The sequence below is a fragment of the Mesorhizobium sp. CA8 genome, from assembly GCF_020164955.1.
Lineage (GTDB): Bacteria > Pseudomonadota > Alphaproteobacteria > Rhizobiales > Rhizobiaceae > Mesorhizobium.
In genome coordinates, this window is record NZ_JAIUHG010000014.1 from 71,878 (window position 1) to 84,680 (window position 12,803).

Annotated in this window: 12 protein-coding genes; 3 read left to right on the forward strand and 9 right to left on the reverse strand. The window is 64.9% G+C overall.

Features of this window, described 5'->3' with window-relative positions; all coding sequences use genetic code 11:
* The first annotated feature begins 3 nt into the window (after positions 1-3).
* Together LB553_RS16825 and LB553_RS16830 are read left to right on the forward strand one after the other, a co-directional pair.
* The gene (locus tag LB553_RS16825) at positions 4-741 is read left to right on the forward strand and encodes an ABC transporter permease (RefSeq protein ID WP_224514972.1); all 738 of its coding nucleotides are present in this window, start codon (positions 4-6) and stop codon (positions 739-741) included.
* A complete protein-coding gene (locus LB553_RS16830) occupies positions 741-1,556 on the forward strand; it encodes an ABC transporter ATP-binding protein (RefSeq protein ID WP_224514974.1) in 816 nt (271 codons plus the stop codon). The genes LB553_RS16825 and LB553_RS16830 overlap by 1 nt, the downstream gene beginning before the upstream one ends.
* Before the next feature lie 202 nt (positions 1,557-1,758).
* Here the strand turns inward: LB553_RS16830 and phnN are convergent, their stop codons facing one another.
* From phnN to LB553_RS16875, 9 genes are all read right to left on the reverse strand, one after another.
* Positions 1,759-2,385, reverse strand: coding sequence for a phosphonate metabolism protein/1,5-bisphosphokinase (PRPP-forming) PhnN (gene phnN / locus LB553_RS16835; protein ID WP_224514976.1), 627 nt, complete (start codon positions 2,383-2,385; stop codon positions 1,759-1,761).
* Positions 2,382-3,521 (reverse strand): alpha-D-ribose 1-methylphosphonate 5-triphosphate diphosphatase, encoded by a 1,140-nt coding sequence (locus LB553_RS16840; protein WP_224514979.1) that lies wholly within the window; start codon positions 3,519-3,521, stop codon positions 2,382-2,384. The genes phnN and LB553_RS16840 overlap by 4 nt, the downstream gene beginning before the upstream one ends.
* A gap of 20 nt (positions 3,522-3,541) precedes the next feature.
* The gene (locus tag LB553_RS16845; protein WP_224514981.1) at positions 3,542-4,249 is read right to left on the reverse strand and encodes a DUF1045 domain-containing protein; all 708 of its coding nucleotides are present in this window, start codon (positions 4,247-4,249) and stop codon (positions 3,542-3,544) included.
* 239 nt (positions 4,250-4,488) lie between these two features.
* Positions 4,489-5,304: a 5-deoxy-glucuronate isomerase gene (gene iolB, locus LB553_RS16850; RefSeq protein WP_224514983.1), complete on the reverse strand. Its 816-nt coding sequence runs from the start codon at positions 5,302-5,304 to the stop codon at positions 4,489-4,491.
* 14 nt (positions 5,305-5,318) lie between these two features.
* Positions 5,319-5,531, reverse strand: a complete 213-nt coding sequence (locus LB553_RS16855) for a DUF3329 domain-containing protein (RefSeq protein WP_224514985.1) — start codon at positions 5,529-5,531, stop codon at positions 5,319-5,321.
* 76 nt (positions 5,532-5,607) lie between these two features.
* On the reverse strand, positions 5,608-6,522 hold the full coding sequence (iolE, locus tag LB553_RS16860; protein WP_224514987.1) for a myo-inosose-2 dehydratase: 915 nt from the start codon (positions 6,520-6,522) through the stop codon (positions 5,608-5,610).
* A gap of 145 nt (positions 6,523-6,667) precedes the next feature.
* Complete coding sequence (gene iolD / locus LB553_RS16865) at positions 6,668-8,518, reverse strand: 3D-(3,5/4)-trihydroxycyclohexane-1,2-dione acylhydrolase (decyclizing) (RefSeq protein ID WP_224514989.1); 1,851 nt, start codon at positions 8,516-8,518, stop codon at positions 6,668-6,670.
* 31 nt (positions 8,519-8,549) lie between these two features.
* On the reverse strand, positions 8,550-10,484 hold the full coding sequence (locus LB553_RS16870) for a bifunctional 5-dehydro-2-deoxygluconokinase/5-dehydro-2-deoxyphosphogluconate aldolase (protein ID WP_224514990.1): 1,935 nt from the start codon (positions 10,482-10,484) through the stop codon (positions 8,550-8,552).
* A 153-nt stretch (positions 10,485-10,637) separates the two neighbouring features.
* Positions 10,638-11,483, reverse strand: coding sequence for a MurR/RpiR family transcriptional regulator (locus LB553_RS16875; RefSeq protein ID WP_224515115.1), 846 nt, complete (start codon positions 11,481-11,483; stop codon positions 10,638-10,640).
* 158 nt (positions 11,484-11,641) lie between these two features.
* On the opposite strand from LB553_RS16875, the gene LB553_RS16880 reads away from it, so the two are divergent.
* Entirely contained in the window at positions 11,642-12,751 is a 1,110-nt protein-coding gene (locus LB553_RS16880; RefSeq protein ID WP_224514992.1) for a Gfo/Idh/MocA family protein, read from the forward strand.
* Positions 12,752-12,803 lie beyond the last annotated feature (52 nt).

Genomic DNA, 12,803 nt, shown 5'->3' on the forward strand with positions numbered 1-12,803 from the left:
GAGGTGGCGGTGGGGTTTGATTTCTATCTTTCGACCATGTGGAACGTGCTCAAGGCACTGCCGCTGACGCTCGAGATCTGGTTCTTCGGCATCGCCTTCGGACTCATCATCGCCACCGGCCTGACCTGGCTGCGGGCTTCCGGCTACAAATTGGGTGAATATTTCACCCGCGCCTATGTCTTCGTCTTCCGCGGCTCGCCGCTGCTAGTGCAGCTCTATCTGATCTATTTCGGGCTCTCCCAGTTCGACTTCGTTCGCCACAGCCCGATCCTGTGGGCGATCCTGCGCGATCCGATGTATTGCACGATCGTCGCCATGGCCTTGAACACAGCCGCCTATGAGAGCGAGATTTTCCGCGGCGCGCTGCGGGCGGTGCCTGTCGGCCAGATCGAGGCGGCCAAGGCGTTCGGCATGCCCGCCTTCACCCGTTTTCGCCTCGTCACGCTGCCGATTGCGCTGCGGCTCGCCTTGCCGGCCTATTCGACGGAAATCATCCTCATGACCAAGGCGACCGCGCTGGCCTCCGTGGTCACCATCATGGAGATGATGGGAACGGCGCAGAAGATCCAGCACGACACGTTCCGGCCGATCGAGGTGCTAACCTGCGCCGGCGTGATCTACCTGCTGCTCAACCTGTCGATCGCTCGGCTGTTCGCCTGGGTCGAGCACCGGCTTTCACCGCATCTGCGTCCCCCGCCTGAGCAGAGACAGCTCATCAAACCCGTCCCGGAGGTGTTGTGATGTCGGCAAATGTCGCCGCTGCCGCGAAAGCCGCACCGTCCTCCGACGGGACGCCCGCTATCAGCGTCAAGGATCTGCGCAAGTGCTTTGGCGATCATGAAGTGCTCAAGGGCATTTCGCTCGAAGCGCACAAGGGCGACGTCATCTCGATTCTCGGCTCCTCCGGGTCCGGCAAGAGCACGATGCTGCGCTGCATCAACCTCCTGGAGACCCCGGATTCCGGCGAAGTGCGGGTCGACGGCGAGCTCATCAAGATGAGGCGGGGTCGCGACGGCCACCAGGTGCCCGCCGACATTCGCCAGGTGGAGCGGATCCGCGCCAACCTCGCCATGGTTTTCCAGAGCTTCAATCTCTGGTCGCATATGACGGTGCTGGAAAACCTCGTCGCCGCACCGACGCATGTGCTCAAGCGGCCGCGCGCCGAATGCCTGGAGCAGGCCGAGGCGCTGCTGAAGCGCGTCGGCATATGGGAGCGCCGCAACTACTATCCGCCCCACATGTCCGGCGGCCAGCAGCAGCGCGCGGCAATCGCCCGCGCCCTGGCGATGAATCCCAAGGTGATGCTGTTCGACGAGCCGACATCGGCGCTCGATCCGGAACTGGTCGGCGAGGTGCTGCGCGTCATGCGCTCGCTCGCCGAAGAAGGACGCACCATGCTGGTCGTCACCCATGAAATGGGCTTCGCCCGCGACGTGTCGAGCAAGGTAATGTTCCTGCACAAGGGCGAGGTGGATTCGGTTGGCGAGCCGAAGGAAATGTTCGCCAGGCCGCCGACCCCGCAGTTCAAGCAGTTCATCGCCAACTTCAACAAGTGAAGCGCCGCTATCGCTTCGTCATTCTATGGCGGAGCAAGGAGCGAAGCGACGCAGCGAAGACCATAGAATCCATTCCGTGACTTCGATGCGTTGCAACGGTGCAGAATTCTGCTCCGCTGTGCCCTTCGGCGAAAGTCACGGAATGGATCCTCGGGTCTACGCGCCGCTTCGCGGCGCTCCGCCCGTGGATGACGACGTCGAGTCAGATCATGTCCGACAGATCCGAAAACGCCATCGCCCTGCGCAGCACCTCGGCGAAGCGTTCGCCGGCGATGTCCTTGTCGCCGCTGTTGTCGATCGAGGTCACGTCCGGTCCCGTCAGCTTGACGCTGGTGCTGCGCGCCAGGCGGGCAAGCACCTCGCCGCGCGATTCTCGGCCGCGCGCCGCCAGCCGTTCGGCGAGCATCTCCGGCGTGGCGGTGATCTCGACCACGGCCAGGTTGGCATAGCGCTCGCGCAGCGCCGGGATGACCGCGCGGGAGACATTCGCCACGGCTACATGGCCGTTCGCCACGGCCCAGTCGACATCGGCCGGCAAGCCATAGCGCAGGCCGTGCGCGTCCCAGCAAAGCGAGAAGGCCCCGTCGGCTTCCGCTTCGGCAAAGGCGGCATCGGCCAGCGTATCGTGATCCTCGCTTGCCGTATCGCTTGGCCGGGTGATGACGCGGCGCACGAATTCCAGCCGCGTCTCGCCGGCAAAGCGCGCTTTGGCGTAGCCGATCAGCGTATCCTTGCCGGCGCCGCTCGGGCCGACCACCGCGACGAAGACGCCGTTGCGGATCGGCAGGCTGTCGGCCAGCTCGCGCTCGATGAGAGCCGAGACCATCATGCGACCCGGCCGCCCTGGCGCCACACGATACGCACGACCGGCACGTGGTCGTCGACGCGCACGCGCACAAGGTCGGCCCGGCGGCCGGGCTCGATGACGCCGCGGTCGTTGAGGCCGATTGCTTCGGCCGGGTTCTTCGAGACCATGGCGACCGCCTGCGGCAGCGAAATGCGGTCGACGAGATCGCCGAGGAAGAAGGCGGACTGGATCAGGCTGAAGGGAATGTAGTCGGACGAAAGGATGTCCAGCAGGCCGTCGGCGGCGAGCGTGCGCGCCGAGACATTGCCGGAATGCGAGGCGCCGCGCATGACATTCGGCGCGCCCATCAGCACGCCGAGGCCCGCCGCCTTCGAGGCCTTGGCCGCCTCTTTCGTCGTCGGGAACTCGGCGACGCGCACGCCCTGCTCGATCGCTTCGTCGACATGGCCGGCGGTCGCGTCGTCATGGCTGGCCAGCACAATGCCGCGCTCATGGCAGGCGGCCGAGATGAAGACGCGGTTCGGACCGGAATTGCGAGCCGATTCCGCCATCCGCTTCTCGCAGAATTTCTGGAAGTCGTGGTCCGTCAGCTTCAGCTTGCGCTGGTAGTAATAGGCATAAGTCTCGAGGTTGACGAACTGGCGCTGTCCAGGCGCATGGTCCATCAGCGAGGCGAGCTTCACCCGCTCGTTGGTCTCGAAATTGGCGAAGGCCTTGAGGCAGTCCGGCGCCGAGACCTCGCAGCGCAGGTGGATGAAATGGTCGGCCCTGAGCCGATCCTGGCGCACGCTGTCCTCGATCGCGTCGGCGAGCTTGCGGACGTCGTCGGACTTCAGGTCGGCGTCATCGTCCATGCCGACGCGCAAGGCGTCGAGTACGGTGGTGATGCCGGCGGTCGCCACCTGGGCGTCATGGGCAAGCACGGCGGCGATCGGGTTCCAGCGCACTTTCGGGCGCGGCGCGTAATGGCCCTCGAGGTGGTCGGTGTGCAGCTCGACGAGGCCCGGGATGATGTAGTCGCCGCCCATATCCTCGCCGGTGCGGGCAGCACCCGGCTCGACGGCGGCAATCAGGCCGTCGCGCAACAAAAGCGAGCCCTCGATGATTTCATCGGGCAGCACGATGCGGGCATTGGTGAGAACGGTTTCGGCGGTCATCTTGGGCGGTCCTATATCAATCAAGCTGTTTTGCGGGCAGGGCCGCGGCCAAGCGCATGGTGGGAAAGCACCATGAATGGGGCGCCGGGTTCGCTTTCGACAAACAAGGTCAGCGCATCCACCGGCACCGGCTGCCGCAGCACATCGGCGAACAGGCCGTCGATCGCCGCGCGAAGACGTGGGCTTTCCTCTGGCCCGACGCGCCCCGACAGCGTCATGTGGAAGCGGAACGTGTCGAAGACGTAGGGATAGCCCCATTGGCAAAGGTTGCGAAACTCCTCCGGGTTCAGCGCATCGGGGCTGCGGCGCTCGATCTCGGCCTCGGTCAGCGGCGCGCGGAACGGGTCAAAGGCGCGCACCACCTCGCCGGCGAAATCGTGGAGCGGCGCAAACTGCGTTTCCGGCACCAGCGCGAAGAAGCCGTCGATCTGACCGACGACCAGACGCGGGATGACGACCGGCGGCGTCGCCGCGGCGAAACTGTCGAGCGCGGCGCGCAGCGAGGCTTCCGTCCCGTTCGGCGCCAGCCGGAACGGCGCCTTCAGCGTGGCATGGAATCCGTAGCGCCGGGCGGAGGCGGTGTGGAAGGCGACTTCCGCGGCCGACAGATCGCCCACGGCCTCGACCGGCCGCGTCGCCGCGCCGAACGGGTCGCGGCCCAGCCAGTTGGCGGCAATGCGCGCCAGCTTCTCGTCCTGCCCCGGGGTATAGTAGATGGCGTAGCGCATGGGCGTTCCTCGTCAAGCGCGCTGCGCCCCGAAGGATTATGCGACGCGCTTCAAGTCATTGTTTCGGCAAGTCGTGGCCCAAACGCCGGAGCGCTTGCGGCGACATGCACCGGAACCGCTGCCATAGGTGATTTCCATGACGGATTGACGAAGCTTTCATGGGTTTTCGAGGGCAAGTCCAGCACGGAGCTCGTTAGCCGACGATTTTCCGGACTGGACCAACGGCTTTGCCGGCCTGCCTATCCGGCCTTCATCAGCCATTCGTGCTCGGCCGCGTTGTGGAACTTCCACGTCCGCTTCGGTCCGGCCATGACGTTGAGGTAATAAAGGTCGTAGCCGTGGCAGGCCGCGCAGGGGTGATAGCCCTTGGGTACCAGCACGACATCGCCGTCCTCGATCGCCATCGCTTCGTCCAACTCCCGCACGCCGTTGCGGTCGGCATCGGTGTAGACGCGCTGAAAGGCAAAGCCCTGCGGCGGGTTGAGTCGATGGTAATAGGTTTCCTCGAGATAGGATTCGGCCGGCAGATTGTCCTGGTCGTGCTTGTGTGGCGGATAGCTCGACGTATGGCCGCCGGGCGTGATCACCTCGACCACCAGCAGCGAATCCGCCGGCTTGCCCTCGGGCAGGATGTTGGTGACGTAACGCGTGTTGGTGCCCTTGCCGCGCACTTCCTGGCCGAGATCGTCAGGCCCGATGACGCGCACCGGCAGGCCGCCGCTTAAGCCGGGCGCCGAGCAGACGGCGAGCTCCAGTTCGGTATCGGCGGTCACCGACCAGTCCGAGCCCTGCGGCACATAGACCGACCATGGCTTGCCTTCAAAGGGCGACATGCGCTCGCCGAGCAGGCCGAGATCCTTGCCGCCGGCCGACGCCTTGCCCTTGCCGGTGACGAACACCAGGCACACCTCGCGCTCTGCCGTCTTGCCCGACGCCGTCTCGCCCGGACGAAGCCGATGCAGATCGAAACCGACATAGGTCCAGCCGGCGCTTTGCGGCGTGACGTGGGCGACATGGCCGTGGCCCCTATCGGCCTTGACGAGCAGTTTCGACATGGGAGCTCCTTTGATCATTCCTTCGGCTCGGCCGGAGGCTTAGCCTCTTCCACCGGCTTGTAGAGGTAGAAAAACTGCCACACCGCGTAGCCGGCGAAGCCGAGGGCGATGACGCCCCAGAAGGGCGTGCCGGAGGCGAACTCGATCACCGACCAGGCCAGGCAGACGGCGACGACGGCGATACGGCGCCACAGCGGCCGGAAGAAGGGATGCTCATAATCTTTCATCGCGCCAATCCAGGATTTGCCCAAAGCGCAACGGATAAACCGCGCGCCCCGACTAATCCATCATTCAATCCACCGTTCAGGCCGGAAAACCTTGCGTCTCGACCGTATAGCCGGCGTCGGTCATCACCCGCATCAGCTCCTTGTGGCCGACCTGAGCCATCTTGAGCGGCGGGTTCTTCTTCGGATCCTGCTCGGCCTCGACCACGAACCAGCCTTCATAGCCATGATCGGCGAAACGCTGGACAATCGCCCCGAAGTCGAGCGAGCCGTCGCCCGGCACGGTGAAGGCGCCGAGCGCGACGGCATCGAGGAAGGACTGTTTTGTCCGGTCGAGCCCGTCGATCACGTCCATGCGCACGTCCTTCACATGGACATGGTTGATGCGCTTGTGGTGGTTGTCGATGGCGCGCAGCACATCGCCGCCGGCAAAGGCGAGATGGCCGGCATCGAGCAGCAGCGGAATGCCTTCGCCGGAATTGCGCATGAAGGCGTCGAGCTCCGGCTCGGTCTCGACCACCGCCGCCATGTGGTGGTGATAGGAAAGCGGCATGCCCTGCTCCGCGCACCATTCGCCGAACTCGGTGACGCGCCGGCCGTAAGCCTTCATCTCGTCGTCTGAAAGTTTCGGCTTGGTGGCCAAAGGCTTGGAGCGGTCGCCCTGGATGGACCGGCCGACCTCGCCATAGACGATACAGGGTGCGTGGACCGCCTTGAACAGGTCGATCATCGGCTGGATGCGATCCTTGTTCCGGGAGATGTCCTCATCGACCAGCGTGCCGGAGAACCAGCCGCCGCAGAGCGTGACGTCGGCCTCCTTCAGGATCGGCAGCATCACCTTCGGATCCTTGGGAAAGCGGCGGCCCATCTCCATGCCGGTGAAGCCGGCCGAGCGCGACTGGCGCAGGCATTCTTCCAGCGACACGTCATCGCTCAATTCCACCAGATCGTCGTTCCACCATGCGATGGGGGACATGCCCAGTTTGGCTCTCAAGTCGTCACTCCAATGTCGGTTTATTCCTACCCCCTTGTGGGGCGGGTCGCTGCGAAGCAACGGGGTGGGGGCGGCGCTGCCCCCACCCGGACCTTCGGTCCGACCTCCCCACGAGGGAGAGGTAGGGAGCATCGCCTCGCCGGCTTCAATCACCGACGCTCTGTTTCTGCTTCTTCTCCTCATACGCCTTGCGCGCGGCATTGACCTGCGGCCGCGACGAGACTTCCGGCACGGCGACATCCCACCAATGACCGCCGGCCTCCGTCGACACCAGCGGGTCGGTGTCGATGACCAGCACCGTGGTCTTGTCGTTCTTCTTCGCCTTGGCCAGCGCCGTCTCCAGTTCGGCAATCGACGCCACCTTCTCGGCGACGGCACCGAGGCTTGCCGCATGCGCGGCGAAGTCGACGTCCGGCATCACCTCGTGGCGGGCGTCCTTGAGCAGGTTGTTGAAGTTGGCGCCGCCGGTCGCCATCTGCAGCCGGTTGATGCAGCCATAGCCGCGGTTGTCGAGCAGCACGATGGTGAGCTTGAGGCCAAGCATCACCGAGGTGGCGATCTCGGAATTAAGCATCAGATAGGAGCCATCACCGACCATGACGACCACCTCCTGGTCGGGCTTGGCCATCTTGACGCCGAGACCGCCGGCGATCTCGTAGCCCATGGTCGAGAAGCCGTATTCGGCATGGTAGGAGCCCGGCGCGCCGGCCTGCCACAGCTTGTGCAATTCGCCCGGCAGACCGCCCGCCGCATGCAGCAGCGTGACGCCCGAACCCATGGCGCGCTGCACGGCGCCGATCACCTGCGCATCGGAAGGATAGGCGGCGTTGGTCGAAGCCGTCACCTTGGCGGCGGCGGCCTGCCACTCCCTCTTACCCTTCAGCGCGTTATCGGTCCAGGCGGCGGGCGCCTTCCAGCCCTCCAGCCCGGCGGACAGCTCGGCAAGCCCCTCGGCCGCGTCGGCGACCAGCGGCAGCGCCCAATGCTTGCCGGCGTCGAAGGCCTGGGTATTGAGGCCAATGATGGTGCGGCCGGCATTCTTGAACAGCGCCCAGGAGCCGGTGGTGAAATCCTGCAGCCTGGTGCCGACCGCAAGCACGACATCGGCCTCCTCCGCCAGGCGATTGGCGGCCGACGTGCCGGTAACGCCGACCGCCGCCATGTTGAGCGGATGGTCGTCGGGCAACGAAGACTTGCCGCCCTGCGTTTCGCAGACAGGAATGCCGGCGCCCTGCACCAGCTTGGCGAGCTCGTCCGAGGCCTGCGAATACAGCACCCCGCCGCCCGCGATCACCAGCGGCTTCTTGGCGCCCTTCAACGCCGCGACGGCCGCCGCCAATTCATTGCGGTCCGGACGCAGCCGGCGCGGTGTCCAGACACGCTCGGCGAACAGGCTTTCGGGATACTCATAGGCTTCGGCCTGCACGTCCTGGCAGAGCGAAAGCGTCACCGGGCCGCATTCGGCCGGATCGGTCAGCACCTGCATGGCGCGGTTCAGCGCCGGGATGATCTGCTCCGGCCGCGTGATGCGGTCGAAATAGCGCGATACGGGACGGAAGCAGTCATTGACGCTCGCCGTGCCGTCGGAGAAATCCTCTGCCTGCTGCAGCACCGGGTCGGGCAGGCGGTTGGCGAAGATATCGCCGGGCAAAAACAGGACAGGCAGCCGGTTTACATGCGCGAGCGCCGCGGCCGTCACCATGTTCAGCGCGCCGGGGCCGATCGAGCTGGTCGCGGCCATGAAGCGGCGGCGGAAATTGGCCTTGCCATAGGCGATCGCCGCATGCGCCATCGCCTGCTCATTATGGGCGCGAAAGGTCGGCAGCTCGTCGCGCACCTGGTAGAGCGCCTCGCCGATGCCGGCGACGTTGCCATGGCCGAAGATCGCCCAGACTCCGCCGAAGATCGGCACCGTCTTCCCGTCGATCTCGGTCATTTGCCGGCTGAGGAAGCGGGTCAGCGCCTGTGCCATCGTCAGGCGGATTGTCTTGCTCATGTGTCTCCTCCGCGGTCCTTCAGCGATCTTGTTATGCGGCCTTGCGGCCGCGCGCGGCAAGCCATGCCTCGGTCAACTGTTCGAAGCGCGCGGCCATGTCGGCGATCGCCTCGTCGTCCGACATTCTGCCGGCCAGCCATCGTTCGGCGGCGTTGACGAAGATGGTGCGACCGACGGCAAAGCCCTTGACGATCGGCGCATTGGCGGTGGCGGCAAACGCCGCGACCAGCTCGTCCTGCGGCGCCTCCAGCCCGAGCAGCACGACGCCACGGCACCAAGGATCGTTCCTGACGATCACCTGTTCGATCTTGGCCCAGGCGCCTGCGGAAGCCTGCGGCTCGAGCTTCCACCAGTCGGGCTTGATGCCCAGCGCATAGAGCTCTTCCAGCGCGCGCGGAATGGTGGTGTCGTCGAGCTTGCCGTGCTTACCGGCGATGATCTCGACCAGCAATTCGCGGCCGACTTTCCGCGCCGCTTCGAACAAAGCGCGCAGCTTCTGCTGCTGCTCAACTTTGAGCGCCTCCGGGTCGTCCGGGTGATAGAAGCACAGGCATTTGATGCAATGGTCGACCGGCCATTCGGTGAGCTGCGAGCCGATGTCCTGCGAAAACTCGAAGCGCAGCGGCCGCGATCCGGGCAATTCGACGGGGCGGCCGAGCCAGGCGAAGGGATGGCGGGCGAATTCGAACATGGCGTCGCGGCCATATTTCTCGTCGATCAGCATGCCGTAGCCATCGCGGCCGGCGGCGACCTTTGCCGCCGCCTTGACCGTCAGCACCTTGAAGTCGGGAATACGCGAAACATCGGCGCCGACCCTGGCCGCCACATCTTCCAACTGGACGCGATGGTCGCAGGCCAAAGCCATCAACGAGGGGATGTCGCGCCGCCGCGTCGTTGCCCAGTGGACGTGGTTGATCGCCTCGTCCTTGCGCAGCGCCAGGTGCTTGCTGCCATGCTTCAAAAAGAACTGCAACTCCTCGAAAGTCGGATATTCCGGCGCGCAGAGCAGGCGCGACACCGCGAAGGCGCCGCAGGCATTGGCCCAGGTCGCGGCGGTGGCGAAGCTTTCGCCGCCGAGCCAGCCGCGCAGGAAGCCGGACATGAAGGCGTCGCCGGCGCCGAGCACATTGTAGATCTCGATCGGGAAACCCTTGCCGACGATGCCGTCCTCGAGATCGTCGCTGATCGGGCCGTCATAGACGATGCAGCCCTTGGCGCCGCGCTTGAGCACGATGGTCGCCAAGGACAGGGCGCGGATCGTCTTCAGCGCGCTCAGGCAATCGTCGGCGCCCGACGCGATCATGATCTCTTCCTCGGTGCCGACGATGAGATCGCAATCGGGCAGGACCGTCTTCAACTGCGCCGACACGCGGTCGGATTTGACGTAGCGCTCGAAGCCCTCGGCATGGCCGGCAAGGCCCCAGAGGTTCGGGCGATAGTCGATGTCGAACACCACCTTGCCACCCTTGGCCTTCATCAAGCGGATCGCCTTGCGCTGCGCGGCATCGGAGTTCGGCCGGGAGAAATGCGTACCGGTGACGACGACCGAGCGCGCCGAGGCGATGAAGGCCTCGTCGATATCTTCTTCGGCCAGCGCCATGTCGGCGCAGTCCGAACGATAGAAAATCATCGGCGAGACGCCTTCGCTTTCGACCGAGAGCAGCACCAGCGCCGTCAGCCTCTCCTTGTCGGTCTTCAGCCCGTCGACCGAAACGCCCTCGCGCCGAAGCTGCTCGCGGATGAAACGGCCCATCTGCTCGTCGCCGACGCGGGTGAGCAGCGCCGAGCGCAGGCCGAGCCTCGCCGTGCCGACGGAAATATTGGCCGGGCAGCCGCCGACCGACTTGGCGAAAGAGGTGACGTCCTCCAGTCGCGAGCCGATCTGCTGGCCATAGAGATCGACCGAGGCGCGGCCGATGGTGATGACGTCGAGCGGCGGGTATTTCCCCTCCACGGCTTCGCCCATTCGAACCTCCCATCGGCCTTGTTGTGTAGAGCAGCGTCGTTTTGGACAGCACGCGCCAGCGATGGCGTGGTGTCGTCAATATGAAATATTAATTCCAATCTACAGTCAATATGGAATGAGCATTCCCAAACTGAAAAGCGCTCGTCTGGGGGCTCAGCCCCTGCGCCGGCGCCCGGTCTCGCGGCGTTTCTCGCCCACGGCGACGGTCAGCGCCATGGCCAGCGCCATGGTCGCCGAGATCGAGCGGAAGCCGCCGAAATCGGCCTCGGCGACCTCGAACCAGACCTTGGCGAATTGCGCCAGCGGCGAGAAGGATGAGTCGGTGATCGCCACGATCGGCACACCCTGCTCGGCGATCGAGCGCGTCTCCTCGATCGTCGCCGGCGCGTAAGGCGAGAAGCTGATGGCGATGACGGCATCGCGCGGCGTGGCGAAGCCGATCATCTCGGCGTTCAGTCCCGCGGCCGATTCCACCAGCTGGTTGCGGATCTTCAGCTTCCCCAGCGCATAGGCGATGTAGGACGCCACCGGGTAGGAGCGGCGCTTGGCCAGCACATAGATCGTCTCGGCTTTCGCCAGCAGCGTCACCGCCTCTTCGAAATGTGCATCGTTGAGCGAACGCGAAATGTCACCAAGCGAGGTGCTGGCGGCGGCGACGAAGCCGTCGAAGATCGCCCGGTGGCCACCGCCTTCCTCGGCTTTGGCGCGCAGCGCCGCCAGCCGCTCGTCATAGGAGGAGTTGCGCTCGCGCAGCCGCTCGCGGAAAACCTGCTGCAGGCTGGTGAAGCCATCGAAGCCGAGCTGCTGGGCAAACCGGATCAGCGTCGAGGGCTGCACGCCGGCGGAAGCGGCGATACTTGCCGCCGTCCCGAAAGCGATATCGTCGGGGTTGTCGAGCGCATAGGCGGCGATCTGCGCGATGCGCTTGGGTAGGCTCGCGCGCCTGTCCAGGATCGTCGCGCGCAGCGTTTCGAAATCGCGAGGCACCCGTTCGTCCATCGTCGCTCCGCCCACGCTCATAAGGTTTTGTCCCTCTCCTGCCTCATCATAGCGAGTTCGCGCAAGAACACCATAAAAAATGATTTAGATGTTCCATTCTTTACTAAAATGGACTAATTCATCCATACGAGCTTTCCTTTAGTCTGGAGACAATCGACATGGTCGGAGTGGGCCTCATCGGCACGGGCTTCATGGGCAAGTGCCACGCCATCGCCTGGAACGCGGTGGGCACCGTTTTTCCCGATGTCGACAAGCCCAAGCTGGTGCATCTGGGCGAGGTGAATGACGATTTGGCCAAACGCAAAGCTGCCGAGTTCGGCTTCGCAAAAGGCTCCGGCGACTGGCGCGCCGTGGTCGAGGATCCGGACGTCGAAATCGTCTCGCTGACCACGCCCAACCAGTTCCACCCGGAAATGGCGATCGCCATCCTCGAAGCCGGCAAGCATCTGTGGTGCGAGAAGCCGATGGCGCCGAGTTTCGCCGAGGCCGAGGCGATGGCGAATGCCGCAAAAAAATCCGGCAAGGTCGCCGTGCTCGGCTACAACTACATCCAGAACCCCGCAATCCGTCATATCGGCGCGCTGCTCGAGGAAAAGATCATCGGCGGTGTCAATCTCGTGCGCATCGAGATGGACGAGGACTTCATGGCCGACCCCGAAGCGCTGTTCTTCTGGAAGCATGAGGCTTCGTCCGGCTATGGCGCGCTCGACGATTTCGCCGTGCATCCGCTGTCGCTGATCAGGGCGCTGTTCGGCCGCGTCAGCCGGGTCATGTGCGACATGATCAAACCCTATGCCGACCGCAAGACCGCGTCCGGCGCTCGCCGCGCGGTCGAGACCTACGACATCGCCAGCGTCTTGATGCATATCGAGAACGGCGTTGCCGGCACGCTGCTGGTCAACCGCTCGGCCTGGGGCCGCAAGGGCCGCATCGCCATCCAGATCTTCGGCTCGAAGGGCTCGATCCTCTACGACCAGGAGCGGATGAACGAGTTCCAGCTCTACCTCACCGCCGACCGGCCGACCGAGCAGGGCTACCGAACCATCCTGGTGGCGCCGCACCACAAGCCCTACGATTCCTTCCTGCCGGCGCCCGGCCACGGCCTCGGCTTCAACGACCTCAAGATGATCGAATGCCGCGAGCTTCTGATGCGCATCGCCGGCAAGCCGGCCCGCATCATCGACTTCGACGAGGGGCTGGAGATCGAGCGCACCGTGCATGCCATGGCCCGCTCGTTCCAGGAGCAGCGCTGGGTCGATGTGAGGTGATTGGGCCGAGCGTCGGGACCGGTATGGTGGTTCACGGCGGCCGGCCAATGCA

What these genes read in the sequence shown, in the direction of transcription:
- LB553_RS16830 (WP_224514974.1), top strand. Translation starts at nt 741, where the DNA reads ATGTCGGCAAATGTCGCCGCTGCCGCGAAAGCCGCACCGTCCTCCGAC.
- phnN (WP_224514976.1), bottom strand. Translation starts at nt 2,385, where the DNA reads ATGATGGTCTCGGCTCTCATCGAGCGCGAGCTGGCCGACAGCCTGCCG.
- LB553_RS16840 (WP_224514979.1), bottom strand. Translation starts at nt 3,521, where the DNA reads ATGACCGCCGAAACCGTTCTCACCAATGCCCGCATCGTGCTGCCCGAT.
- LB553_RS16845 (WP_224514981.1), bottom strand. Translation starts at nt 4,249, where the DNA reads ATGCGCTACGCCATCTACTATACCCCGGGGCAGGACGAGAAGCTGGCG.
- iolB (WP_224514983.1), bottom strand. Translation starts at nt 5,304, where the DNA reads ATGTCGAAACTGCTCGTCAAGGCCGATAGGGGCCACGGCCATGTCGCC.
- LB553_RS16855 (WP_224514985.1), bottom strand. Translation starts at nt 5,531, where the DNA reads ATGAAAGATTATGAGCATCCCTTCTTCCGGCCGCTGTGGCGCCGTATC.
- iolD (WP_224514989.1), bottom strand. Translation starts at nt 8,518, where the DNA reads ATGAGCAAGACAATCCGCCTGACGATGGCACAGGCGCTGACCCGCTTC.
- LB553_RS16870 (WP_224514990.1), bottom strand. Translation starts at nt 10,484, where the DNA reads ATGGGCGAAGCCGTGGAGGGGAAATACCCGCCGCTCGACGTCATCACC.
- LB553_RS16875 (WP_224515115.1), bottom strand. Translation starts at nt 11,483, where the DNA reads ATGGACGAACGGGTGCCTCGCGATTTCGAAACGCTGCGCGCGACGATC.
- LB553_RS16880 (WP_224514992.1), top strand. Translation starts at nt 11,642, where the DNA reads ATGGTCGGAGTGGGCCTCATCGGCACGGGCTTCATGGGCAAGTGCCAC.